Annotated in this window: 31 protein-coding genes, 1 tRNA gene and 1 pseudogene; 19 read left to right on the top strand and 14 right to left on the bottom strand. The window is 70.9% G+C overall.

Annotated features, from left to right (window positions below):
* Positions 1-393, top strand: a pseudogene (locus FV229_RS15600) (hypothetical protein); the annotation flags it as partial.
* 185 nt (positions 394-578) lie between these two features.
* Here the strand turns inward: FV229_RS15600 and FV229_RS15605 are convergent.
* The 6 genes from FV229_RS15605 to FV229_RS15630 all read right to left on the bottom strand — a co-directional run bounded on the left by FV229_RS15605 (position 579) and on the right by FV229_RS15630 (position 4,447).
* Complete coding sequence (locus FV229_RS15605) at positions 579-1,007, bottom strand: hypothetical protein (RefSeq protein WP_147752856.1); 429 nt, start codon at positions 1,005-1,007, stop codon at positions 579-581.
* The gene (locus FV229_RS15610) at positions 1,007-1,453 is read right to left on the bottom strand and encodes a hypothetical protein (protein WP_147752857.1); all 447 of its coding nucleotides are present in this window, start codon (positions 1,451-1,453) and stop codon (positions 1,007-1,009) included. Before FV229_RS15610 ends, FV229_RS15605 begins: the two co-directional genes overlap by 1 nt.
* Entirely contained in the window at positions 1,453-2,055 is a 603-nt protein-coding gene (locus tag FV229_RS15615) for a hypothetical protein (protein WP_147752858.1), read from the bottom strand. Before FV229_RS15615 ends, FV229_RS15610 begins: the two co-directional genes overlap by 1 nt.
* Entirely contained in the window at positions 2,052-2,276 is a 225-nt protein-coding gene (locus FV229_RS15620) for a hypothetical protein (protein WP_147752859.1), read from the bottom strand. Before FV229_RS15620 ends, FV229_RS15615 begins: the two co-directional genes overlap by 4 nt.
* An 11-nt stretch (positions 2,277-2,287) precedes the next feature.
* Complete coding sequence (locus FV229_RS15625; RefSeq protein WP_147752860.1) at positions 2,288-3,931, bottom strand: AAA family ATPase; 1,644 nt, start codon at positions 3,929-3,931, stop codon at positions 2,288-2,290.
* 213 nt (positions 3,932-4,144) lie between these two features.
* The gene (locus FV229_RS15630) at positions 4,145-4,447 is read right to left on the bottom strand and encodes a helix-turn-helix transcriptional regulator (RefSeq protein WP_147752861.1); all 303 of its coding nucleotides are present in this window, start codon (positions 4,445-4,447) and stop codon (positions 4,145-4,147) included.
* 135 nt (positions 4,448-4,582) lie between these two features.
* On the opposite strand from FV229_RS15630, the gene FV229_RS15635 reads away from it, so the two are divergent.
* From FV229_RS15635 to FV229_RS15675, 9 genes are all read left to right on the top strand, one after another.
* Positions 4,583-4,846 carry a hypothetical protein gene (locus FV229_RS15635; RefSeq protein ID WP_147752862.1) on the top strand — a complete coding sequence of 88 codons (264 nt, stop codon included), beginning with the start codon at positions 4,583-4,585 and terminating at the stop codon, positions 4,844-4,846.
* The gene (locus tag FV229_RS15640) at positions 4,843-5,175 is read left to right on the top strand and encodes a hypothetical protein (protein ID WP_147752863.1); all 333 of its coding nucleotides are present in this window, start codon (positions 4,843-4,845) and stop codon (positions 5,173-5,175) included. The genes FV229_RS15635 and FV229_RS15640 overlap by 4 nt, the downstream gene beginning before the upstream one ends.
* A 56-nt stretch (positions 5,176-5,231) precedes the next feature.
* Entirely contained in the window at positions 5,232-5,432 is a 201-nt protein-coding gene (locus FV229_RS15645) for a hypothetical protein (RefSeq protein ID WP_147752864.1), read from the top strand.
* 2 nt (positions 5,433-5,434) lie between these two features.
* On the top strand, positions 5,435-5,923 hold the full coding sequence (locus tag FV229_RS15650) for a hypothetical protein (protein ID WP_147752865.1): 489 nt from the start codon (positions 5,435-5,437) through the stop codon (positions 5,921-5,923).
* A 33-nt stretch (positions 5,924-5,956) separates the two neighbouring features.
* Positions 5,957-6,298 carry a hypothetical protein gene (locus tag FV229_RS15655; protein ID WP_147752866.1) on the top strand — a complete coding sequence of 114 codons (342 nt, stop codon included), beginning with the start codon at positions 5,957-5,959 and terminating at the stop codon, positions 6,296-6,298.
* On the top strand, positions 6,295-6,519 hold the full coding sequence (locus FV229_RS15660) for a hypothetical protein (RefSeq protein WP_147752867.1): 225 nt from the start codon (positions 6,295-6,297) through the stop codon (positions 6,517-6,519). The genes FV229_RS15655 and FV229_RS15660 overlap by 4 nt, the downstream gene beginning before the upstream one ends.
* Entirely contained in the window at positions 6,516-7,001 is a 486-nt protein-coding gene (locus FV229_RS15665) for a hypothetical protein (protein ID WP_147752868.1), read from the top strand. Before FV229_RS15660 ends, FV229_RS15665 begins: the two co-directional genes overlap by 4 nt.
* Positions 6,998-7,192, top strand: coding sequence for a hypothetical protein (locus tag FV229_RS15670; RefSeq protein WP_147752869.1), 195 nt, complete (start codon positions 6,998-7,000; stop codon positions 7,190-7,192). The genes FV229_RS15665 and FV229_RS15670 overlap by 4 nt, the downstream gene beginning before the upstream one ends.
* Positions 7,193-7,899: 707 nt before the next feature.
* A complete protein-coding gene (locus FV229_RS15675; protein WP_147752870.1) occupies positions 7,900-8,274 on the top strand; it encodes a hypothetical protein in 375 nt (124 codons plus the stop codon).
* A gap of 312 nt (positions 8,275-8,586) precedes the next feature.
* Here FV229_RS15675 and FV229_RS15680 read toward each other — a convergent pair.
* From FV229_RS15680 to FV229_RS15690, 3 genes are all read right to left on the bottom strand, one after another.
* Positions 8,587-8,661, bottom strand: a tRNA-Gly gene (locus FV229_RS15680).
* A gap of 118 nt (positions 8,662-8,779) precedes the next feature.
* Positions 8,780-9,256 (bottom strand): NUDIX domain-containing protein, encoded by a 477-nt coding sequence (locus FV229_RS15685; RefSeq protein WP_147752871.1) that lies wholly within the window; start codon positions 9,254-9,256, stop codon positions 8,780-8,782.
* A gap of 17 nt (positions 9,257-9,273) precedes the next feature.
* Positions 9,274-9,969 (bottom strand): fumarylacetoacetate hydrolase family protein, encoded by a 696-nt coding sequence (locus FV229_RS15690; protein ID WP_147752872.1) that lies wholly within the window; start codon positions 9,967-9,969, stop codon positions 9,274-9,276.
* A 258-nt stretch (positions 9,970-10,227) separates the two neighbouring features.
* On the opposite strand from FV229_RS15690, the gene FV229_RS15695 reads away from it, so the two are divergent.
* The 9 genes from FV229_RS15695 (at position 10,228) to FV229_RS15735 (ending at position 19,246) form a co-directional block, all read left to right on the top strand.
* Entirely contained in the window at positions 10,228-11,691 is a 1,464-nt protein-coding gene (locus FV229_RS15695; protein ID WP_147752873.1) for an FAD-binding oxidoreductase, read from the top strand.
* Between the two features lie 322 nt (positions 11,692-12,013).
* A complete protein-coding gene (locus FV229_RS15700) occupies positions 12,014-12,307 on the top strand; it encodes a DUF2218 domain-containing protein (protein ID WP_147752874.1) in 294 nt (97 codons plus the stop codon).
* Between the two features lie 115 nt (positions 12,308-12,422).
* Positions 12,423-13,685, top strand: coding sequence for an aminopeptidase (locus FV229_RS15705; RefSeq protein WP_147752875.1), 1,263 nt, complete (start codon positions 12,423-12,425; stop codon positions 13,683-13,685).
* A 64-nt stretch (positions 13,686-13,749) separates the two neighbouring features.
* Complete coding sequence (locus tag FV229_RS15710; protein ID WP_147752876.1) at positions 13,750-15,048, top strand: beta-ketoacyl-ACP synthase; 1,299 nt, start codon at positions 13,750-13,752, stop codon at positions 15,046-15,048.
* A complete protein-coding gene (locus FV229_RS15715; protein WP_147752877.1) occupies positions 15,045-15,812 on the top strand; it encodes an SDR family oxidoreductase in 768 nt (255 codons plus the stop codon). The genes FV229_RS15710 and FV229_RS15715 overlap by 4 nt, the downstream gene beginning before the upstream one ends.
* Before the next feature lie 2 nt (positions 15,813-15,814).
* Positions 15,815-16,105 carry an SH3 domain-containing protein gene (locus FV229_RS15720; RefSeq protein ID WP_147752878.1) on the top strand — a complete coding sequence of 97 codons (291 nt, stop codon included), beginning with the start codon at positions 15,815-15,817 and terminating at the stop codon, positions 16,103-16,105.
* A gap of 224 nt (positions 16,106-16,329) precedes the next feature.
* Complete coding sequence (locus FV229_RS15725) at positions 16,330-17,352, top strand: zinc-binding dehydrogenase (protein WP_147752879.1); 1,023 nt, start codon at positions 16,330-16,332, stop codon at positions 17,350-17,352.
* Positions 17,353-17,472: 120 nt separating this feature from the next.
* The gene (locus FV229_RS15730; RefSeq protein ID WP_147752880.1) at positions 17,473-18,474 is read left to right on the top strand and encodes a lipid A biosynthesis lauroyl acyltransferase; all 1,002 of its coding nucleotides are present in this window, start codon (positions 17,473-17,475) and stop codon (positions 18,472-18,474) included.
* 4 nt (positions 18,475-18,478) lie between these two features.
* Positions 18,479-19,246 (top strand): DUF1223 domain-containing protein, encoded by a 768-nt coding sequence (locus FV229_RS15735; protein ID WP_147752881.1) that lies wholly within the window; start codon positions 18,479-18,481, stop codon positions 19,244-19,246.
* A gap of 61 nt (positions 19,247-19,307) precedes the next feature.
* Here FV229_RS15735 and tatC read toward each other — a convergent pair whose 3' ends face one another.
* The 5 genes from tatC to FV229_RS15760 all read right to left on the bottom strand — a co-directional run.
* Complete coding sequence (tatC, locus tag FV229_RS15740) at positions 19,308-20,108, bottom strand: twin-arginine translocase subunit TatC (protein WP_147752882.1); 801 nt, start codon at positions 20,106-20,108, stop codon at positions 19,308-19,310.
* Between the two features lie 3 nt (positions 20,109-20,111).
* Positions 20,112-20,666, bottom strand: coding sequence for a Sec-independent protein translocase protein TatB (tatB, locus tag FV229_RS15745; protein ID WP_147752883.1), 555 nt, complete (start codon positions 20,664-20,666; stop codon positions 20,112-20,114).
* 91 nt (positions 20,667-20,757) lie between these two features.
* Positions 20,758-21,033, bottom strand: a complete 276-nt coding sequence (locus tag FV229_RS15750) for a twin-arginine translocase TatA/TatE family subunit (protein ID WP_147752884.1) — start codon at positions 21,031-21,033, stop codon at positions 20,758-20,760.
* A gap of 159 nt (positions 21,034-21,192) precedes the next feature.
* Positions 21,193-22,200 (bottom strand): beta-N-acetylhexosaminidase, encoded by a 1,008-nt coding sequence (gene nagZ, locus FV229_RS15755; protein ID WP_147752885.1) that lies wholly within the window; start codon positions 22,198-22,200, stop codon positions 21,193-21,195.
* Positions 22,201-22,408: 208 nt separating this feature from the next.
* Positions 22,409-22,836, bottom strand: a 428-nt coding sequence (locus FV229_RS15760) for an SPOR domain-containing protein (protein ID WP_147752886.1), incomplete at its 5' end; no start/stop codon positions are given.

Below are 22,836 nucleotides of genomic sequence, written 5' to 3' on the forward strand. Positions count from 1 at the left end.
CCCGTCGCCCACGCGCTCCCCCCGGAGCCCGTGGCCGTCTACCCGGTCGAGCTCCATACGATCGCCGAGGCGGTCTACGGCGCCGGCTACACCCGCTTGCAGCTCGCGGAAGGGCTGTCGGCCGCCCGCGGGCGGAAGGTCAGCCTGTCGATCGTCAGCATGTGGCTGACACGGGCTCGACCGATCCCCGGGTGGCTCACGCCCGTCCTCGACGCGCTCCTGCTGGAGGGCGCGGCCGAGCATGAACGCGCCGCCGTCACCTGCCGCCGGTACCGCGCGGATCTTCTCCGCCATCAGATGCAGGGCGTGCGGTCGCCCGAGGCACCGAATCCCGCGCCGGCCGAGGCGGCCGTCGACCAGGTCCAGGAACTCGCCAGCGAGACGGCGGGCTGAGGCGGAAACGCCATCCCGATACTGGTAACGCGTTTACCAAAAATCGAGGTGTCAGTAAGACGGCGATTTTCGTGAAGCTTTCCCGAAGCTTACGGGAAGGTGAATACAAAAAACGCCGTAGCACATCTTGGCACACCGTCGGGTCCACACGGGCCGACGGTGTGCTCAAACGTGCGGACGGCGGGTCAGCGCGGGCGGACGCCAGGCCCCGGGACGGCCTCCGGATCCGGGGCCGGCGCGTCGGCGGGACGGCCCTTCCCGCGGCGGCCGTCGAGGATCCGGGCGTGGCGCTCCTCGGGTGTGGGGCTGGGGGTCCCGAGCAGGTAGACGCGGGCGCTCTCGCAGACCGCGTAGCCCGGGCCCTGCTGGAGCACGATGCTGGTCTTGAGGATCGTCGAGCCGTGGACGGGGTGGTTCCAACAGAGCGCCTCGATGCAGGGCCTGTCGGTCCCTGGGTAGTTCCGGACGCTCCAGTCATCGAGGAAGGGCGCCTCATCGATCGCGGCGGCGTCCGGGCGCCACGCGGGATCCACCCCGGCGAGGGCGGCGCGCACCTCGGCACGGCGCTCCTCGACGGCGCGGCGTTCGGCGGGTGTTAGATCTCGCAGGCGCATCAATCCCTCCCTCTACGGACACTGTCGATCGCCTGGATGCCATCCACAACGGCATCGCGGAGGAATTCTGCCCTCTGCGTGCAGCCCGGGATGTTGCTCCCCCACGTGCCGATCCTGCCCCTGAGCGTCATCGTGAAGGTGCGGTCGGGGAGTTGCAGCACGTCCTCGCTGCCCTCGACGATGCCGGTGACGACGTCGCCGGCGATCGAGGCCGTGCCCCATGCGGATGTGCGCGAATCCGTGCGCGCGGCAGGTCCGGAGACGACGCAGTCCAGCGTGAAGCGGACGCGGTCGTCCATCCGCCTGACGGTGAGCACGCTCTGCACGGACATCCTGTCGAGGATGTCGTCCTGCACGGTGACGGACCACGTCTCCGCCGTCGGGAACGTGCCGGCGAGGCAGGGGGCCGACCCGAGCAGGGCGGCGGCGAGGATGAGGGGGCGCATCAGCGGGGTTCCGTGTTGTGGGTGTGGCACAGGGTTTCGATCCAGGGCCTGAAGCGCGTCCGGCCGGGGGCTCCGCAGGCCTCGCAGATCCCGTCGGAGATCGTCTCGATCGCCTCGACGACGTCGGCGACGTCGTCGGACCAGTCGTCTGCGTGGTGGTGCCACCGCAGGGTGCCGAACTTGGCCTTGGCGTCGTCGGTCGCGAACCCGGGCGGGACCCCGACCTCCTCGATCCACTCGGCGCCGGCGGCCCAGAGCGAGGCCCATCCCGGGCAGGTGTAGGGACCGCCCGACGTGAACACGGCCGGATGCCGGGCGGCGAGGACCTCGCTCCAGTTCGTTGGCACCGTCGGCGTCCGCTCCCGCCACCGGACGGCCAGGTAGCGTGAGATCCCTTCGAGCAGGACCTGGGGACCGACGCCGCCGCGCCACCGCGTGCCGTCCTCCGTCGCGACGACGCGGGGCCCGTACGGTCCCCCTGTCCACCGGACGCGGGGACCGGCTGGCGTGGGCTCGACGGCTTCGACGCGGATCGACGGGACCCGGCGCTGGTCCTTCAGGACGGTGCCGGCGATCGAGTAGAATTCCTGGACGATGCTCATCGGGCCGGCTCCGCCGGGAGGGGCGCGAAGCACATGGCCGCGCCCTCGGCCTCCATGGCGAGGCGCAGGGCCCGATCTGCATCGATCCGCCCGGCGTCGAGCAGTCGAGCGATCCGGACGATCCGCGCCCTGCACCCCCGGCCGACGAGGGAGCAGATCCGCCCGTTCTCCCAGGCGTCCTGGATCCGGTCCGCGAGGGCGGACAGCTGAGCTTGCGACATCGGTCCCTCCCTCAATGACGCGGAGCGAGGGCTTCACGCCCGGAGAGCAGCGTCTCGACGATCCGGCGCAGGGGGCGGATGGACCCGCCCTTGCCCCACGCCTCGGCGACGATCGCGACCTCCTCCGGATCGAGGTCGGGGCACCAGGCCTCGTCCTGCCCGCGGTCGGCGCGGATCTCCGGGAGCAGCGTCGCCAGGATTGCCGGCAGGTCCTGAGGCCTGGGATCGGGCACCGCCACGACCCGAAGCCGGTCGAGTAGCGGCGCCGCGACGCCGGCTGTCGAATTGGCGGTCGCGAGGTACTGGACCGCCGACAGGTCGACCTCGGTCTCGATGTACGGGTCGAAGAAGGCACGGGACCCCTCCGGCTCCAGCAGGGCCGTGAGGGTGTCGATCAGGGCTCCATTTTCGCGCCGGGTAGCCGCCTTCTCCATCTCGTCGACGATGATGCAGGGGTTGGCCGTGCGCGTGCGCTGGATCAGCTGCAGCGGGACGCAGGCGCGCCCCGTGCTCCACTGCCGGGACGTCCCGCCAAACGCGGAATCGGCGACGCCGGCCGCGCTGTAGACGAGGGACGGGATCCGGCACAGGCCAGAAACCCTGCGGAGGTACCGCGTCTTGCCCGAGCCGGGCCGGCCGACCAGCAGCGTCCGTTGGAACCGCGCGAACCGACCGCCGACGAGATCGCCGAGCAGCTTGCCCGTGATGTCGGCGAGCCAGGGGAACTCGCGGTCGAGGGCGATCCGCACGGCCGCGACGTCGATCCCGTGGACGAGGGGCAGCGCCACGCCGGCGAGCGGCTGGAACTCGGCCCGCGGGGTGCTGCCGCGCGAGGCGTTCGACGAGCCCGAGCTCGCGCTGCCGGGCAGGTGGTCGACGCCATGCTGGTCGAGCACGACCATCGTCGGCCCGGGCTCCGGCCTGGTCTTCCAGATGAGGCGATCGAGGAACTCGGTGTCCGCCGGATCGACCGTCCCGTCGGCGCCGACGCCGCCGTCGAGCACGGCCCGGTCGACCTCCACGAGCTCCTGCGCCTCGGCCCCGATCGAGAGCTCGCTCGACAGGTTCGAGACCCGCGCGTTGAGCATCGACAGCCGGGGGTAGCGCGGCTCCGGGACGTGCCGCAGCGCCTCGATCTCCTCGCTGGCGTCCTCGGCGAACATCATCGCGCTGCGCAGCGCCAGCCACACGGGCGCGGCGCGGCCTTCCCGCAGCAGCCGGCCTGTGTAGTTGAATGCCATCGCCGCCATGCGGGCGTTGGCCACGGCGGATCCGAACGCCGCTTGGTGGCAGATGAGCAGGTCCGCGACCCGCGACATCTCGATCGCCTGATAATCGGCGAGGTCGTCGCGGTCGAGCTCGCGACGCAGCGCCCGCTCCAGCGCGGCCGCCGTCTTGGCCGACGGGGCCTCCGCTGCCCGCCGGGCGGCGAGGCGGACCCGGCTGGGGTACGTCGACCCCGTCTCGGTCAGCGACACGATCGTGATGGCCAGGTCGAGCCCCGGCAGGTTCTTGACCATCTCGCCGCCGAGCAGGCGCTCCTGCAGCGTCAGGGGGACCTGCGGCTCGATCGGCCCGCAATACTGGGAGGGGTCCTGGAGGGACAGGCGCGTGGCGGCGACGCGGCGACCGCGCGTGGGATGGGGCTTCGACATGGGGACGGCCTCTTGAAACGATAGACGCAGGCGCGCCGAGCCGGGGGCTCAGGCGGCGGTGGCGGCTATCCGTTTCGAGAGTGCGCGGCGGGTCATCGAGGTCATCCCAGGTCTAGGCGGTCACCGTACCCTGCGGGATTCCGACGACGCAATGGTCGCCCCGGCTTGCCCCTGGGGAAATCGTCTCGACGCGGTACGGGATCGCAGGACTGGTCAACGGAACCTTAGCGCCCGAGCGGCCGGGTCCCGGAGTTGCTGCCGGAGCCGCTCGTTCTCCTCCGACAACTCGTCCAGGTCCGGCACGCCTCCGTGCCACTCCCGGACCCTGAGATCCAAGTCGAGCCCGTTCAGGACCCGGGCCACCTTCGCGATGCTGGGGTCGGCGATCTCGCCCTTCTCCAGCGCGGCGAGCCAGGCCGGGCTTACCCCGGCCACCACGGCGAGCCGTCGCACGGGCATCCGGCGGGCCTTGCGGTTCGTGGCGATCTGCTCGCCGAGGTCTCTGAGCTCTTGCATGCCCGCATCGTAGCCGGCCCGGATGAAAGTCAGCCTACCGACTCAGCGGCTGCGCGAAATCCCGGTCGCAGTCCAGTGCGAATCGTTCGATCGTGGCACACTGCGGATCTGTCGAAATCCGTAGGGGGAAATGGGATGTCATCCGAAGCGCAGGCCGTCGACCCGGTCGTCGTCGCCCGCCTAGCGAAGCGGTTCGCGGGCAACGCCCGGACCCGGGCCAACCACGCCCGATGGGCCGCTTGGGCCACCCGGGCTGCCCTGCCGCCGACGCCGCCGTGGGATCTGATCCGGGAGGTCCTCGATCAGGCGCAGGCCGACGGGCTCAACAGCCGCCAGCAGGCCGCGGGCGTCTACTCGATCCTCGTTGCCAAGGGCCTCATCTCGGAGGGCCGGGCATGAGCGAGCGCAAGCTTCTGACATGGATCGACGGCATGGAGACGAAGCCGATCGCCATGCTCGCTTGGGGTGACGAGTACGACGAGCGCGGCTCCGTGCTCACCCGGGATGCCGACCGAATCCGCGCCGTCTGCGCGGGGGTCGCGCTGCCATGGGGCTCCTACCAGAAGGCGACGTTCCCCGAGGGAATCGAGGGCCTGGAGATCTGGACCGCCGACAAGGTCATCCACGTCGGCAACGGCGACGATGGGCACGTGTTCGAGATCCTGTCTCGCAACCCGCCGGACGAGCCCGAGCGCGAGTGGGGGGCCTCGGCGGCGGTGGCATCCTGATGCGGTGGGTCGAGACGGGTCCAGGCGGATCGGAGGCCTTCAGCGGCGACAAGCTGGTGGCCTACACCCTCGTCCATTTTCATCTGCGATCCGACCCCAAGCCTGCCTGGGATTGGAAGGTCATCATGCCGAAGGTGTCCGGCCTGGAGATGGCCGGCACCGCGGTGACCGAGGCGGAGGCCAAGGCCGCCGTCGAATTCGTCTGGACCGCCTGGCTCGAACTGCTCGGGCTGCAACCGATCCCCGGGAGGGCATGACCATGGACATCACCATCAAGGACCTGGGTGACGAGGCGATCCGCGAGATCCTGGCGGAGGCGCTCGACGGCATGAACCGCCGGACGGGGAAGGCGTGGATGCTGGATCTCGACTACGTGCACGGCGACCTGCGCCTGCTGTGCGACCACAAGCACGTCACGACGGCGAACGTCCGGCCGCACATGGTACCGCTGCGGGACGACGAACCCCGCGTCCCCGACGCCATCCGCTTCCGCAGCGCCCTGCGCCGGCTGATCCTGCAGGCGACCCAGGCGGTGACGCCGGTCCCGGGCACGGCCGACATCCCGGCCGCGCTGGCCCGGACATTCAGCGCGATCGCGGCCCTCGACGCCCTCAAGGAGAAGGTCGGCCCCAACGAGGTCTTCCCCCTCGGGCACGACCTCTACCGGATCCTCGACCACCTCACGGGCAACGACCACTCGGGCTGTTCGAGCGCGCCGTCGGTCTCGGACTACGGCAGGGGGGCCTGAGCCATGCGCTGGTACACCGAGACGCCCTTCCGCATGACGCCGCCCCTCATGGCCGTGGTCGTCCCTGAGGAACAGCGGTCCCTGCCGCATTCCCTATGGGTAGGCCAAGCCCCCGGCCCGATCGCGAGGGAGGCTCTCGAAGCGATCGGCCTGCCTTCGGACGGCGACGAGATCCGCATCGAGGCCAGGGGCGACGTCGTCACCGTCAACCGCGCGAGGGTGACGCAGGGCGACGCCGTGATCGTCTACTGCGCCTGGCACTGCACCCCGAACGATTTCCGCGAGGACCCGTCCGAGGAATTCGTCCACCAGGTGCGCCACGCCATCACCGTTCGTCTCGGCATCGAGAGGCAGCTTCAGGGGTTGAGGGCATGAGCGAGAGCATCGACGTCTCCGGTCGCCGGATCCCCTTGAGGCGCACGGCCTTGCCTGAGGTGGTCCAGCGCATGGCGCGGGGCATCGAGCTCACCACGGAGGTCGAGGTGACCTACCGGAGCATGAGCCCACTCGTCTCGATGCTGGCCGGGCTCCAGGAGGCCGGCCCCAACCGCAAGGCGCGCCGGGCAGCCGAGGCCAAGGCACGGAGGCGAGCATGATCGAGCAGCGACCGTTGGAGTGGTGGGCCAAGCGGGCCGAGGTCGCTGATGACGGGTACGTCACCGCTGGCGTGCCAGGGCGAGGCCCGAACCTGTGGGATCGCCTGCAACACGGCGTGTCGACCCTGAAGGAATCGGCACCGGATCCCGCGGCGGTCGACGCCATGTCGCCGGGCGCCGTGTTCGCGGCGATGGTCGACCTGGCCCTAGCGCGGCAGCAGGAGCTTCGATCGGCCGAGCTCCGACGCATGCTCGGGTGCTGGGTCTCGGAGCTGGAGCCGTCGTTCGTCATCCGCCACGACGGCCACCTCGCCGGCCTCACGATCGACGGCGCCCGAAACCCGGACGGGACCACGCCCCTCTACGTGCTGTCCCAGTACGTCGACCCGGCGGACCCGTACGGATCGCGGGAAGCCGGGCATGGTGTCGAGGCGACCTGGTACGTCCCGGGCGACAAGGTCGAACTGGATCTCAGGCCATGAAGCAGGCCACGATCGACGAGCTCGCCCGCGGGGCGACGCGGACCGTCGAGCGCATCATCGCCGCCGATCCCGGGGACGGCCCGGCCGAGCGGGAGTCCCGAATTCGGGACGCGCTCGCCCTGTGGATCGAGCACGCCGTGAAGCGCGAGGTCCACAACGACCGCCGGCGCGTGGGGAGGACCCGGGCATGATCCACGGATCGCTGCAGGTCCTCGTCATCTGGACGGTGTTCGCCCTGCCGCTGGGGACCGCCGTCGGCCTGGCGATCGCGTGGGGCGACAGCTGAGGCGGAGGCCGTTTGGGGCTGCGACAAAGGGCTGAGCTCAGATTTCGCTTTGTTGAGGGCCATAACAAAGCGAAATCGAGCGAAGCCCTTTGTTAGAACCCAGTTTTCGGGCCTAAACGCACGGAAAACACGTCTTACGATGCTTTGTAGCGGCACTAAGTCGACTTAAGGCACCGAAAACGCCGCTTTACCGCTGTCTTGGCGGTCTAACAAAGCGAAAACTCGGATTTCACTTTGTTTTTGGCCTTAACAAAGCGAAATCCGGCCTGAGCCCTTTGTTCTGGGGCCTGAAACCTTGTGAATAGCCCCTCAAAGCCTTTGTGGAGGCTCCGTCGAGGTCGTTTGCTCGCTTTGTCGGGCCTTTCCGGGTCTTGGACCGCCCAAAAGGGCCTTCCGACAAAGCGAAAGTTACCGAAGCCCCTTTCCGAGCGGCAGTGATGATTAAAAGTTTAGGCGTTGTATTCATCCGGTCCGAACCATAGCGATCCGGGTTCGATGCAAAGAAAAGCCGTGATGTGTCGAATTATCTGCTTGGGCCGCTAAGGTTCGTGCAAGGATCTGTGCTTATATCGGAAGGCCTCCCGGCAGTGGTGCCGGCAAAGAGGCAAACCGATGGAACCCTTCTCCCAAGAACAGCTCGGCGTGATGTACGCCGAGGCCACGGCCTTCAACGAAGAGGTCGAGAAGTTCCGCCAGAACGGCGGCAACCCCGCCGACGTCTATAACGACGTCTACGACGACGCGGGGATGGTCTTCGCGATCTGGCGCAAGAAGCGCGGCGGGTACAGCTACATGCTCGTGAAGGGCCTCGGGCTCTGTGAGCGCATCATCGCGACCGGCATCGCGGAGCCGGTGGGGCAGCTCGCGCATGCCGTCCCGTCGGCGGCGTCCGCGATGATGATGGCCGCGATGTTCGACCGGAACCCCTACGCGCGCTGGGTCTACGCCACCCGGCACGACGGTGTCCGTGTCCTCGGCCTGGAGTGATCCGCCGCGACCGGAGGCGGGACGGCCGACCCGCCATCGCGTGCGGAAGCGCACGCGATGGTGGCGGGCGTGACCTGGAACGGGACACGCGGGGGGTGGCAGCCTCCACTTGCGACGTCACAGCCGGACTGGGCGAACCACCCGCGAGGTCATGAAACCCGCCGGGTGCACCAACTGGTAGGCGCTGTCGCCTTCACCCTGCCGGGGGTCTCCCGGGCGGGGTTTTCGCACGTTTCGGCCCCAGTTACGGCCCCACAGCAAAAAGCCGCCCGGAGGCGGCTTTGCTAAGTCGTTGTAATTGTCCGTGAAAATTGGAGCGGGCGAAGGGATTCGAACCCTCGACCCCAACCTTGGCAAGGTTGTGCTCTACCCCTGAGCTACACCCGCTCACAATGCTGGTCCGCTGGAAACTCTCGTGCCCGGCGGCCCCGGCGGCGCTCTCTAAACACCATTCCAACCGGCGTTGCAAGCGCCCTCCGCGAGGATTTTTCCGCGCCGCCGGTTCTCACCAGAGGTCGGCGGGCGGAAGGCCGTCGCGGATCTCGCGCAGGCGCGCCACCGTCGCGCGGGTGGTCGCGTCGGGGAGCGCGTCGAGGGCGAAGAAGGCGCAGGCCGCGATCTCGCGGTCGGGCCGCTTCTCGCCGAGCACCGTGAAGGCCGGGGCGACGTAGAGGGCGACGTGGTCGCGCGGCGACGCCGCGCGGTTGCGATAGAAGCCGTGCAGGCGCAGCGCCGCCCCCGGGGCGAGGGCGATCTCGGCCTCCTCGCGAAACTCGCGCGCCATCGCCTCCGGCGCGGTCTCGCCGCGCTCGACGCCGCCGCCGGGCAGCTGCCAGCCGGTGACGTAGGTGTGGCGCACGAGGCAGACGCGGCCTTGCGGGTCGAAGGCCGCGCCGCGGACGCCGAGCGTCATCCCGCGGGTCGCCAGCGCGCCGAGGTGGAACAGGCGGCGCGCCAGCGGCCGGTCGAGGAGCTTCGTCATCGGCGGGGCCCGGCCGCTCAGGCCACGTCCAGGACGATCTCGCCGAGGCCCGCGACGGCGCCGACCATGCGCTCGCCCCGGCGCACCGGGCCGACGCCGGCCGGCGTGCCGGTGAAGATCAGGTCGCCGGGCTGAAGCTCGAAATAGGCCGAGAGGTAGGCGATCTGCTCGGGCAACGACCAGATCATGTCGGCGAGGTCGCCGCGCTGGCGCTCTGCGCCGTCGACCGAGAGGGTGATCGGCCCCCGCGCCGGATGCCCGATCGCGGCGGCCGGGTGGATCGGGCCGATCGGCCCGGAAAAGTCGGCGGCCTTGCCGAGGTCCCAGGGGCGGGCGAGCGCCTTGGCCTCGTCCTGAAGGTCGCGCCGGGTCATGTCGAGGCCGATGGCGTAGCCGTAGACGTGATCGAGGGCGGTCTCGACCGGGATGTCGCGCCCGCCGGTGGCGAGCGCGGCCACCAGCTCGATCTCGAAATGGTAGTTCTCGGTGCGCGGCGGAAAGGGGTGGTGCGTCGGCTCGGATCCGCAGGCCTGGAGCGCGTCGGCGGGTTTCATGAAGAAGAACGGCGGCTCGCGGTCGGGGTCCTTCCCCATCTCGCGGGCATGCGCCGCGTAGTTGCGTCCGACGCAGTAGACCCGGCGTACCGGGAAGTGGTCTTCGCTGCCGGCGACCGGCAGGGCGATGCGGGGCGGGTTCGGGATGACGGACAGCATGGCGTGCCTCGTGAGACAGGGGCGGGTCGTCGTTCGGGCATTCGGTAGACCGCGCGCCCGCTGCGGCTAGAGCCACGCCGCATCGCGTTGCGACGAGCCATGGCTCTAGGCCTTTGTTACAACGTGCTTTCTTTCGCCGAACCGGTGTCCACTTCGGCGGAAATCACTCTAGTCTTAGGCCAGCGACCGGTCCATGGCAGCCCGCAGCGTTTGCATCGCGGCCGCGTCCGCTCGAGAATCCCTGCCGAAGAATCGCCCATGACCGAACCCGCCCTCGCCCCGGCTCCTTCCGCCGACACCCTCCTCGAAGCCCTGCGCGCGCGCCTCGGGGCGGCCCACGTGCTCACCGCCCCGTCCGACCTCGACCCCTATCTCGTGGAGTCGCGAAAACTCTATCGCGGCTCGGCGCTCGCCGCCGTGCGGCCGGGCTCGACCGAGGAGGTCGCCTTCGTGGTCGAGGGCTGCGCGGCCGCCGGCGTCGCGGTGGTGGCGCAGGGGGGCAACACCGGGCTCGTCGGCGGCGGCGTGCCGCATGGCGGCGTGGTGCTGTCGCTGGCGCGGATGAACCGCATCGTGTCGCTTGACGCGGTAAATGCGAGCATCGTGGTCGAGGCCGGCGCGATCCTCGCCGACGTGCAGGATGCGGCCGACGCGGCCGGGCTGCTGTTCCCGCTCTCCTATGCCTCGCGCGGGTCCGCGCGCATCGGCGGGGCGCTGGCCTGCAATTCCGGCGGCATCGCCGTGCTGGCCTACGGCAACGCCCGCGACCTCGTCCTCGGGCTCGAGGTGGTGCTCGCCGACGGCCGGGTGTGGAACGGCCTGAAGGCCTTGCGCAAGAACAACGCCGGCTACGACCTCAAGCACTTGTTCGTCGGCTCCGAGGGCACGCTCGGCATCATCACGATGGCGGTGCTCAAGCTGTTCCCGAAGCCAGCCTCGCGCACGGTCGGCTTCGTCGGGCTGCCCTCGGTGCGGGTCGCGCTCGACCTGTTCGCGCGCCTGCGCAAGCGCGCCGACCGGGATCTCACCGCCTTCGAATTCATCCCGCCGGTCGGGCTCGACATGGTGCTGCGGCACATGCCCGGCACGGTGCGGCCGCTGGCCGGCGCGCACGGCGCCTACGCGCTGATCGAGCTCGCCTCCGCCCGGCCCGACGCCGACACCCGGGCCGAGCTCGAGGCGGCGCTCTCGGACGCGATCGAGGACGGGCTCGTCGAGGACGCGACCCTCGGGGCGAGCGAGGCGCAGAACCTCGGGCTCTGGGCGTTGCGCGAGCACCTCTCGGATGCGCAGGGCTACGAGGGCGGCTCGATCAAGCACGACGTGTCGGTGCCGCTGTCGCGGCTCGCCGACTTCGTCGAGCAGGCGAGCGCGGCCTGCGAGGCGGCGATGCCGGGCCTTCGCGTCTGCGCCTTCGGCCATGTCGGCGACGGCAACATGCACTTCAACCTCAGCCAGCCGGTCGGCATGGACAAGGCCGCGTTCCTCGGCGCCTGGGCCGACTTCAACCGCATCGTCCACGACATCGTGACCGCGATGGACGGCTCGATCGCCGCCGAGCACGGCGTCGGCCTGATCAAGCGCGACGAGCTGCAGCATTACGGCGACCCGGTCGCCCTCGACCTGATGCGGGCGATCAAGGCCGGCCTCGACCCGCAGGATCGCCTCAATCCCGGCAAGGTCGTCGCCCTGTCGTCCGACCCGCAGCCCGCCCTGCCCTGACGTTCCGCGTCGCGGACTGCCGAGGCGGGTGGAATTCCATTGTGCGACGCACCATCTGTTGCCATGATGCATGACGCATCGCGCCATAAATCGGCTCATCGGCCGGTCCAAGGTGCGACTCGCGACCGGCCGGAGTCAGGCCGGGAGCGTGCGGGTTTCCCTGCGTTAGCCGGGCGTTAACGGCTGAGGTTGCGTTTGGAACGTGGACCTCGGTCGCGCGGCCGGCAGCAGGGTCCGGCACTTGCTTGGGCCAGCGGCGGGTCTTCGCAGACGCGAAGACGGCGGCCGGCCCGCGATGTGACGTTTCAAGGAGACGATCGAGATGCCCACCTCTCAGGCCCGCGTGCAGACCGCCGAGGCGAGCCGCTACCTGCAGCAGCTCTGCCGCCACTGGAGCCACAAGTTCCCGGTGTCCGCGACCCCCGAGCACGGCACCGTGCCGTTCGGCGAGGACCGGGTCTGCACCTTCGACGCCGAGCCCGACGCCCTGTTGATGCGGATCGCCACCTCCGATCCCGCCGGGCTGACCCGCCTGGAGAACGTCGTCTCCGATCACCTGATGCGCTTCGCCTTCCGCGAGAGCCTCGGCGAGATCACGTGGTCGCGCGCCGCCTGAACCGGTCGCGCACCGCCTGATCTGGTCGCGCACCGCCTGATCCGTTAGACCCCGCACCGATCTTGCAGGGCTCCATCCTGCACGACAGGATCGGACGTCACGGGAAAGGGTCGCGATGAACGCGCATGCTGAGCCGCCGGTCGTGGGATCGACGCACGGGGAGCGGCTCGACCGGCTCGCCACCGTGGCCGTCCGGGTCGGCCTCAACCTACAGCCCGGGCAGGAACTGGTCCTGACCGCGCCGCTCGAGGCGTTGCCGCTGGCCCGCGCCATCACGGCGGAGGCCTACCGGGCCGGCGCCTCCCTGGTGACCACGCTGCTCGGCGACGACGTCGCGACGCTCGCGCGCTTCGCGCATGCCCCCGACGCCGCCTTCGACAAAGCCGCCGGCTGGCTCTATTCGGGCATGGCGGAGGCCTACCGCAACGGGGCCGCCCGCCTCGCGATCAGCGGCGACGACCCGTCGCTGCTCTCGGCCCAGGACCCGGAGAAGGTCGCCCGCGCCAACAGGTCGCGCTCCAAGGCCTACGTGCCGGCGCTGGAACTGATCGCCAACTTCGCCACCAACTGGACCATCGTCTCGGCGGCGACCCCGGCCTGGGCGCGCACCGTGTTCCCCGACCTCCCCGAGGCGGAGGCCGTCGCCCGGCTCTGGGACGCGGTGTTTTCCGCCTCCCGCGTCGACGGCCCGGACCCGGTCGCCGCCTGGAGCGCGCACAACGCCCACCTCCACGCGCGCAAGGACTTGCTGAACGGCCACCGCTTCTCGGCGATCCGCTTCCGCGGGCCCGGCACCGACCTCACCGTGGGGCTGGCCGACGACCACGAATGGTGCGGCGGCGCGGCGACCTCGCGCAGCGGCATCACCTGCAACGCCAACATCCCGACGGAAGAGGTCTTCACCACGCCGCACCGGGCACGCGTCGACGGCCACGTCACCAGCACCAAGCCGCTGTCGTACCAGGGCACGCTGATCGAGGGCATCCAGGTGCGCTTCGCCGAAGGCCGCATCGTCGAGTCGGCGGCGACCCGCGGCGGCGACGTGCTTGCCCGGGTGCTGGACACCGACGAGGGCGCCCGCCGCCTCGGCGAGGTCGCGCTGGTGCCGGCCTCCTCGGCGATCTCGGCCTCCGGGCTCCTGTTCTACAACACGCTCTACGACGAGAACGCCGCGAGCCACATCGCGCTCGGCCAGGCCTACTCGAAGTGCTTCGTGGGCGGCGGCGCGGACTTCTCCGAGGACGACCTCGCGGCGCGCGGCGCCAACCGCAGCCTGATCCACATCGACTGGATGATCGGCTCGGGCGAGGTCGACGTGGACGGCGTCGGCGCCGACGGGCAGTCGGTGCCGGTGATGCGCCGGGGCGAGTGGGCCTGACGGCCAAGTCCGATCCGTCACGGCGCGGGATGCACGGCCGAAAAAAACCGATTAAGACGGCGCCATGGCAGCACATTCCCCGGCCGGACACCCCCATCGCGACGCAAGCGGCCGCCCGCTCGTCGCCGTCACCGGGCTCGGCATCGTCTCCTCCCTCGGGCACGGCCAGGACGCGACCTGGACCGCCCTGACGCAGGGGCGATCCGGCATCCACGCGATCGCGCGCTTCCCCACCGACGGCCTGCGCACCCGCATCGCCGGCACGGTCGACTTCCTCGACACCGACCCGCTGGTCGCCCCCGCCCTATCCGAGCGCTTCGCCCGCGTGGCGGCCGAGGAGGCGGTGGCGCAGGCTGGCCTCGGCTCGGCCGGCGACTTCCCCGGCGCGCTGTTCATCGCGGTGCCGCCGGTCGAGATGGAGTGGCCGCAGCGCAAGGCCCTGGCGGAGGCCTGCGGCGGCGACGGGCCGGTGACCTATGCCGGCCTGCAGCAGGCGGCGGCGTCCCGCAGCTTCGACGCGTGGCACGACCTCTTCATCTTCGGCACGGTGGCCGACCGCATCGCCGAGCGCTTCGGCACCAAGGGCTCCCCGATCTCGCTCTCCACCGCCTGCTCGTCGGGCGCCACCGCGATCCAACTCGGCGTCGAGGCGATCCGCCGCGGCGAGATGCAGGCGGCGCTCTGCATCGGCACCGACGGGTCGGTGAACCCGGAATCGCTGATCCGCTTCTCGCTGCTCTCGGCGCTCTCGACCCAGAACGATCCGCCGGAGACGGCCTCGAAGCCGTTCTCGAAGAACCGCGACGGCTTCGTCATGGGCGAGGGCGCGGCGGCCCTAATTTTGGAGGACGCGGCCTCGGCCGTGGCGCGCGGCGCGAAGATCCTCGGCTACGTGCTCGGCTGCGGCGAGAAGGGCGACGGCTTCCATCGCACCCGCTCCAGCCCCGACGGCGCGCCGATCATCGCGGCGATCCGTGCCAGCCTCGACGACGCCGGGATCGGGCCGGAGGCGATCGACACCGTCAACGCCCACGGCACCTCGACCCCCGAGAACGACCGCATGGAGGCGATGGGCCTGATGGCGGTGTTCGGGGAGGGCGCGGCGCGCATCCCCGTCACCTCGAACAAGTCGATGCTCGGCCACACCCTGACCGCCGCGGGCGCGATCGAGGCCGTGATCTCGCTGCTGACGATCCGGCACGGGCGCATCCCGCCGACGATCAACTACACCGTGCCGGACCCGGCGATCCCGCTCGACATCGTCACCGCGGCGCGCGACGTGCCGGTCTCCCGCGTGCTCTCGAACTCGTTCGGCTTCGGCGGGCAGAACACCTGCCTCGTGCTCGGCTCCGAGCCCGCATGACCGCGGAAGCCAACGCGGAACGCCGCGTCCTCGTCACCGGCGGCGCCTCGGGGCTCGGCGCGGCGATCGTGCGGGCGGTCGCCGCCGCCGGCCACGGGGTCGACTTCACCTACCGCGCCTCCCAGGCACCGGCCGAGGCGCTGCTCGCCGAGTTGCGCGAGCGCCATCCGGACGCGCGCTTCAAGGCGGTTTCGCTCGATCTCGCTGACCGCGGCGCCCTCGACGCCTTCTGCGAGGCGGCCGAGGCGGAGAGCTATTACGGCTTCGTGCACAATGCCGGCCAATCCTACGACGCGCTCGCCGCGATGCTCGACCAGGACCGGGCCGAGGCGCTGATGCAGGTCAACTTCTTCTCGCTGACGCGGATCGCCAAGAGCCTCGTGCGCGGCATGACCCGCGCGCGCGCCGGGCGCATCGTGGCGATCGGCTCGGTGGCGGCACTCCGCGCCAACACCGGCAACGCCGCCTACGCCGCGACCAAGGGCGCGCTGGTCGCCTATTGCCGGACGCTCGCGATCGAGTCGGCCAAGCGCGGCGTCACCGTCAACGTCATCGCGCCGGGCTTCATCGACACGCCGATGATGGCCGGCTACGCCGCCCACCGCGCCGGCATGGAGCGCCAGATCCCCGCCGGCCGCTTCGCCGACCCGGCCGAGGTGGCGGCGCTCGCGGCGTTCCTCTTGGCCGGCCCCGCCGCCTACGTCACCGGCGCGGTCCTGCCGGTCGACGGCGGCCTGACGGCGATGATGGGCGTCCACCGCTGACCATGCGCGCGTCCCGCCACGTCCCGGCCGCCCTCGCCGGCCTGCTGCTCAGCTTCAGCACGGGTGCCGTGCGGGCCGATCCGGTCCCCTACCGCGTCGACGGCCTGCCGCGGGGCGAGACGCTGAGCATCCGCGCCGAGCCAGACCCCTCCGCCGAGGTGGTCGGCGAGATCCGTGCCCGCGCGCTGGTCGCCGGCTGCACCAACGACACGCCGAGCCGCACCACGTGTTGCCGGGTCAAGGTCGGCCGGACCGTGGGCTGGGCGCGGCGACGCTATCTCGCGCCGGAATAAACCCGGCTTGATGCTCCGGCGCGAAACGCCGTGCTAAACCCCACCCCGCGCCCTCATCCTGAGGTGCCGGAGCGAAGCGGAGGCCTCGAAGGAGGCAACCGGGGATCGCTTCGCTCTCCGGAGGGCTCCTTCGAGGCCCGCCGACGCGGGCGCCTCAGGATGAGGGCGTGAATGGGATCGGCCGAGATCCGGATGGGGTCGGCCCAGCGTTTGAAAGTCATCCGATGCAAGCCCTGCAACTCTTCGGCGACCGCGACCTGCGCCTGACCGAGGTCGAGGCGCCCCCTCCCCCCGGCCCCGGCGAGGTCCGGGTCCGCGTCCGCGCGGTCGGCCTGAACTTCATCGACGTCTGGGGCTTTCGCGGCATGGCCTTCGCCAAGCGGCGCCTGCCGCTGACCGTCGGCGCGGAGGCCGCGGGCGAGATCGCCGAGATCGGCGAGGGCGTCGAAGGGCTCGAGGCCGGCGACAAGGTCGCGCTCTACGGCGCCATGACCTGCGGCCGATGCCGCGCCTGCCGCGAGGGTCGCGACAACCTCTGCGAGGATGTCGGCGGGGTGATGGGCTTCCACATCGACGGCTTCGCCCGCGAGTTCGTCACCATGCCGGCCCGGCTCGTGGTGAAGGTGCCCGACGCCGTCAGCCTCACCGACGCAGCCTGCGCCGGCATCGCCTTCGGCACCGTGCAGCACATGCTGTTCGACAACGCCAAGCTGGAACCGGGCGAAAGCATCCTGGTCCATGCCGGCGGCTCGGGGATCGGCACAGCGGCGATCCGCATGGCCAAGGCGATCGGCTGCACCGTCTACACAACGGTGGGCGACGACGAGAAGGGCGCCAAGGCCGCCGAGCTCGGCGCAGACCACGTCGTCAACTACCGCACCGAACGCTTCGAGGGCGAGGTCCGCCGCCTGACCAAGCGCAAGGGCGTGGACGTGGTGTTCGAGCATGTCGGGCCCGACACCTGGAACGGCTCGCTGCTCTGCCTCAAGCGCGGCGGCCGGCTCGTCACCTGCGGCTCGACCTCCGGCGTCTCGACCACCATGAATTTGATGCAGCTGTTCCAGCAGCAATACCGCATCACCGGCTCGTTCGGCTGCCGGCTCGCCAACATCGCGCAATCGCTGGACAAGATGGCGGCCGGCATCCGGCCCGTCGTCGACACGGTCTATCCTCTGGCGGATTTCGCGCAGGGGCTCGAACGGCTGGAATCGCGCAAGGTCTTCGGCAAGATCCTGGTGAGCTTCTGACGCCCTCCCCTCTCGCGACGAAATGATCTAAGCCCGCGGAATCTCCCGTGGGCGTTTCGTTCCGCGGCGCCTCCCGCCCTCCCCGCCTCGACGGGACGGCCCGCACCCAAGAGTGACCCGTTGCTGCGCCTCGCCCTGACCCTGAAGCGCAACCTGCCGCGGCTCGCGGGCTTCGCGATGCTGCCGTTGATCCGCACGGTATTCTGGCTGTCGCGCATCCTCGGTCCCGAGCGGGCGGGCGACGCCGGCGGCGCGCTGCTGCGCGCGATCGGGCCGTGGCTGCCCTCTCACCGGACCGCGCTCGCGAACCTGCGCGCCGCCTTCCCCGCCGCGTCCGGGGCCGAGATCCGAGGCATCGCGCGCTCCGCCTGGGACAACCTCGGCCGCACCGGCGCCGAATACGCCCACCTCGACACGCTGTTCGACTTCGACCCCGCCGACCCGGCGACCCAGCGCATGCAGGTCGAGGGCCTGGAGCACTTCCTGGCGTTGCGCGACGACGGCCAGCCGGGCCTGGTGTTCTCGGCGCATCTGGCGAACTGGGAGCTGCCGGCGATCTGCGCGGCGAAGTTCGATCTCGAGACCACGGCGGTGTTCCGCGCGCCGAACAATCCGGCCGCCGCCCGGCTGGTGCAGGAGGTGCGGCGCAAGACCATGGGGGGCTTGGCCGCCTCCGGCCCCGGCGGCGCCTTCGCGATGCAGGGCGTGGTCGAGCGCGGCGGCCATCTCGGTCAGCTGATCGACCAGCACTTCACCCGCGGCGTCGTGGTGTCGTTCTTCGGGCGTCCCTGCCTCGCGAACCCGCTGCTCGCCAAGCTCGCCCGCCATTACGATTGCCCGGTCCACGGCTCGCGCGTGGTGCGGCTGCCGAACGGCCGTTTCCGGCTCGAGCTGACCCCGCCCCTCGACCTGCCCCGCGACGCGGACGGGGCGATCGAGATCGCCGGCGCGATGCAGGCGATGACCACAATCGTCGAGGGCTGGGTGCGTGAGAATCCCGGCCAGTGGCTGTGGATGCATCGGCGCTGGCGCCCGAACATGCTGCCGAAGCCGCGCGTTCGGTCGGGCGGCGGGTCTCAAGCCAACGTGATTTCCCAGCCGGCGTCCGGTGCGCTCTCCTGAGGCGATGACGGAGACCCGCGTCCGTTCCCATGCGCCCGCCCGGCTCCGCGCCGTCATCGCGGCGCTGACCTTCGGCATGTCGTGCGGTCCGGCGGCGGCCGAGCCCTTGCGGGCGGTCGTCGAGCTGTTCACCAGCCAAGGATGCGCCGCCTGCCGTTCGGCCGACCCGGTGATCGGCGACCTCGCCCGCCAGCCCGGCATCCTCGCGCTCACCCTGCCGGTGACCTACTGGGACTACCTCGGCTGGAAGGACACCCTGGCCCAGCGCCCGTTCGGCGAGCGCCAGCACGGCTATTCCGGGGTCCACGGGGCGCGACAGATGTTCACGCCGCAGGCCGTCATCAACGGCTCCGCCTCGACCGTCGGCTCCGACCGTCCGGCGCTGGAAAAGCTGCTGCGCGAGTCGAGCGCCCGCGGCGGCCTCTCCGTCCCGGTCCGCGGCGAGGAGCGGGACGAGCGCATCGTGATCGAGATCGGGGCCGAGCCGGCGCCGAAGGCCGAGCTCAAGGGGGACGTCTGGCTAGTGCCGGTCCTGCGCAGCCGCCCGGTCGCGATCGGCGGCGGCGAGAACCGCGGCCGCACCGCGACCTACGTCAACGTCGTGCGCGGGATGCAGCGCCTCGGCCCCTGGACGGGCCAGGCGGTGCGGTTCGAGGTGCCCCGCGCAGCCGCCCGTGTCGGCGAGGCCGACGCCTGGGTCGTGGTGGTCCAGGGCTCGGCGGGCGGGCGCCCCGGCCGAATCTACGGCGCCGCCAAGGGGCCTGGCCTCTGAGGAGGCGACCTGCTCCGCAAGGCGGCGCCTGCCTCGTGGTCCGACAGGCGTTCGCGCGGCCCTAGGGGTCGAGCCCTTCGGCTATGCGGCGGCGGGCGCGCAGCTTTTCCATGCGCGACACCGAGAACACCGAGGCCTCGTAGAGCAGCAGCATCGGCAGGGCGAGGGAGAGCTGCGAGATCACGTCCGGCGGCGTCAGCACGGCGGCGGCGACGAAGACCAGGACGATCGCGTAGCGCCGCTTCTCGCGCAGGAACTTGGCGTCGATGATGCCGACCTGCCCGAGCAGGGTCAGGATCACCGGAAGCTGGAAGGCGATGCCGAAGGCGAAGATCAACGTCATGATCAGCGAGAGGTACTCGTCGACCTTCGGCAGCAGCGCGATCGTCGGCTCGCCCGCGACGCCGACCTGCTGCAGCGACACCGAGAACTTGATCAGCAGCGGCATCGCCAGGAAGAACACCACCAGCGCGCCCAGGATGAAGAACACCGGCGTGGCGACGAGGTAGGGCATGAAGGCCTTGCGCTCGTTCCGGTACAGGCCCGGCGCGACGAAGGCGTAGATCTGCGTCGCGATCACCGGGAAGGCGAGGAACGCCGCGCCGAAGACGCTGAGCTTGATGTTGGTGAAGACCTGCTCGAGGAAGTGGGTCGCGATGAGCTTTGCGTTCTCGACCCCGACGATCGAGACGTAGGGGTGGACGAGGATGTTGTAGATCTCGCGCGAGAAGAAGAAGCACCCGAAGAACATCACCACGAAGGCGATCAGCGACTTGATCAGCCGCGCGCGCAATTCGATCAGGTGGTCGAGGAGCGGCGCACGCGACGCCTCGATCTCGGCCTCGTCCGTCTGGTCGATCATCGCTTAATGGCCCGCGGCCGGTGCGGAGGGGGCCGGCCCGTGCGGCGCCGGCGCCGGATCGGGGGCCGGGCCGTAGGGGTCGTCGACGGAGCCGGGAACCGGGGGCGCCGCGGGGGCGGCCTCGATCTCGGGAGCGTGCTGGGCGGCGGGCTGGTCGAGCGCCTTCGGCACGTCGTAGGACCCGCCTGCGGAAGCCGGCGTCTCGCTTTCGGCCGCCTTCAACTGCGCCGTCGCGTCGACCAAGGTCTCGGCGCTCGGCTTCGGCGCACGTGCCTCGACGGCGCCCTTCAGCTCGTCGCGGATGGTCTGGACCGGGTTGAAGCCGCCACTCGCGTTGCGCACCGTGTCGCGGATGCCGTCGACCTCCTTGCGGACGTCGTCGAGCTCCGCCTCGCGGATCGCCTCGTTGAACTGCATCTGGAACTCGCCCGCCATGCGGCGGACCTTCCGCGTCACCTGGCCCACGGTGCGCAGGGCCTTCGGCAGGTCCTTCGGCCCGATGACGATGAGGGCGACGCCGCCGATCAGCATCACCTCCCCCCAGCTCATGTCCAGCATGTCGTCGACGGTCCTGCAGCCTCGGACCCGTCGCCACGGCGCCGACGGGACTCGGGAAATGAGCCGTGCACCCTCTCGGGTGCGGGCCTCCTCAGACGGGCTTGCGCTCGCCTTGCGGCAGGTGGCTCGCGGGGATCGCGGTGCCGGGGCTGGTCTCGGCCGCATGCGGGATGGTGCGGACGGGCTCGGACGGGGCCACCGGCGGCGTCGCGGCCTGCGTCGGCGTCTCGTCCTCGGCCATGCCCTTCTTGAAGGCCTTGATGCCCTTGGCGACGTCGCCCATCAGGTCCGACACCTTGCCGCGTCCGAACAGCAGCATGACGATGACGGCGACGACGACCCAGTGCCAGATACTCATGCTGCCCATGGCAACCTCCTGCGCCACGAGCCACGCATCGTTACGAGACGTGTCCGCGACGGCCCATGTCCGCGGTGGAATTTCAGCCGGAACCTAGGGACCGCGCCGGGTTAACACAAGCGGTCAATCCCGCGCGGGAGGGGCGAACCCATGCGCGGCCGGCAACGGTCAGGCGGCCTGCGCCAGGGCCGCGGCGAATTGCGCGCGGGCGAGCTGGAGGTCGAAGCCGTCGCGGCCGTGGTCGAGCCGGGCGAGCGCGGCCTCGGCGCGGCGCAGGGCGTCGCCTTCCAGCGCCGGCGTCCCCTCGGCGACGGCGCGCATCTCGTCCGCGTCGCCGTTGCAATGGAGCGCCACGTCGACGCCGGCCGCGAAGGCCGCCTCCGCCCGCGCCCGGAACGGACCGGTCAGCGCGTGCATCGAGAGGTCGTCGGTCATCAGCAGGCCGTCGAAGCCGATCGCGCCGCGGATCACGTCGGCGATCACGGTCCGCGACTGGGTGGCGGGCCGGTCGGGGTCGATCTGCGTGAACACCACGTGGGCGCTCATCGCCATCGGCAGGTCGGCGAGCGCGCGGAAGGGCCCGAAGTCCTGGGCAGCCAGGGATTCGAGGCTGGCCTCGACGACCGGAAGGCCGTGATGGCTGTCGCAGGCGGCGCGGCCGTGCCCGGGGATGTGCTTCATCACCGGGAGCACCCCGCCGGCCATCAGGCCCTCGGCCACCGCCCGGCCGATCTCGGCCACTTGGCTTGGCGTCGTGGCGTAGGCGCGGTCGCCGATGATGTCGTGCGCGCCGGGCTCCGGCACGTCGAGGACGGGCGCGCAGTCGACGTTGATGCCGACTTCGGAAAGGTCGTGCGCCATCAGGCGCGCGCCGAGCCGCGCCATCGCGGTCGCCGCCCCGTCGAGCCGGCGGAAGCGTCCGCCCGCCGGATAGGCCGGCCAGTGCGGCGGCCCCATGCGCTGCACCCGGCCGCCCTCCTGGTCGATCAGGATCGGCGCGTCGTCCCGGCCGATCGTCGCCCGCAGCGACGCGGTCAGCGCACGGACCTCGTCCGGCGTGCCGATGTTGCGCTTGAACAGGATGAAGCCCCAGGGGCGCACATCCCGGAAGAAGGCGGTCTCCTCCGCCGACAGGGTCTTGCCGGCGCAGCCGAGGATGAGGGCACGGGAGGTCATCGGCGACGGTCTTCCCGGAAGGGGGGTGAAGTTGTCAGGACCCGTGAGCGGGCGAATCCGCCGGGAAGCGTCCGACGGGACCGCCCCGCGCCGCAAGCCCGAACCGTGGCCTCGGCTGGCGGCGGGGCCGGACGGCGGAGAAGTGTTGCGGCGGCGACTCAGGCGGACCGCCGACGGGTCGGCGGCCCAAGTTGCGGTTCAGATCGCATCAGTTCTTGGCGACGAAGCATTGGCCGCCGGCGCCCTGGAGCTCGGTGCAGAGGCTGGTGGCCTCGGCCTTGGCGAGCGGCCCGACGCGGACGCGGAAGATCGTCTTGCCGTTGACCTCGGCCTGGCGGATCAGCTCCGGCTTGCCGGCGAGCTGGCCGTACTTGCCCTGCATCTCGCGGAACGCGGCCTGCGCATCCTTGGCGCTGGTGCGCACGCCGAGCTGGACCGAGAACCCGCCGACGGCGGCGGTGCTGACGGTCGCCGTCGTGGCCGGAGCCTCGACGGGGGCGGAGGCCTCCGGTGCGACGGCGGCGACACGCTGGGGCGCCTTCGGTTTGGCCGGCTGCGGCACGACAGCAGCGGGCGTGCGCTCGGCGGCCGGCGCCTGCACGGCGGCGGGCGGCGGCTGCTGGGTCACGGTCTGGG

Origin of the sequence: Methylobacterium sp. WL120, assembly GCF_008039465.1 — a bacterium.
Lineage (GTDB): Bacteria > Pseudomonadota > Alphaproteobacteria > Rhizobiales > Beijerinckiaceae > Methylobacterium > Methylobacterium cerastii.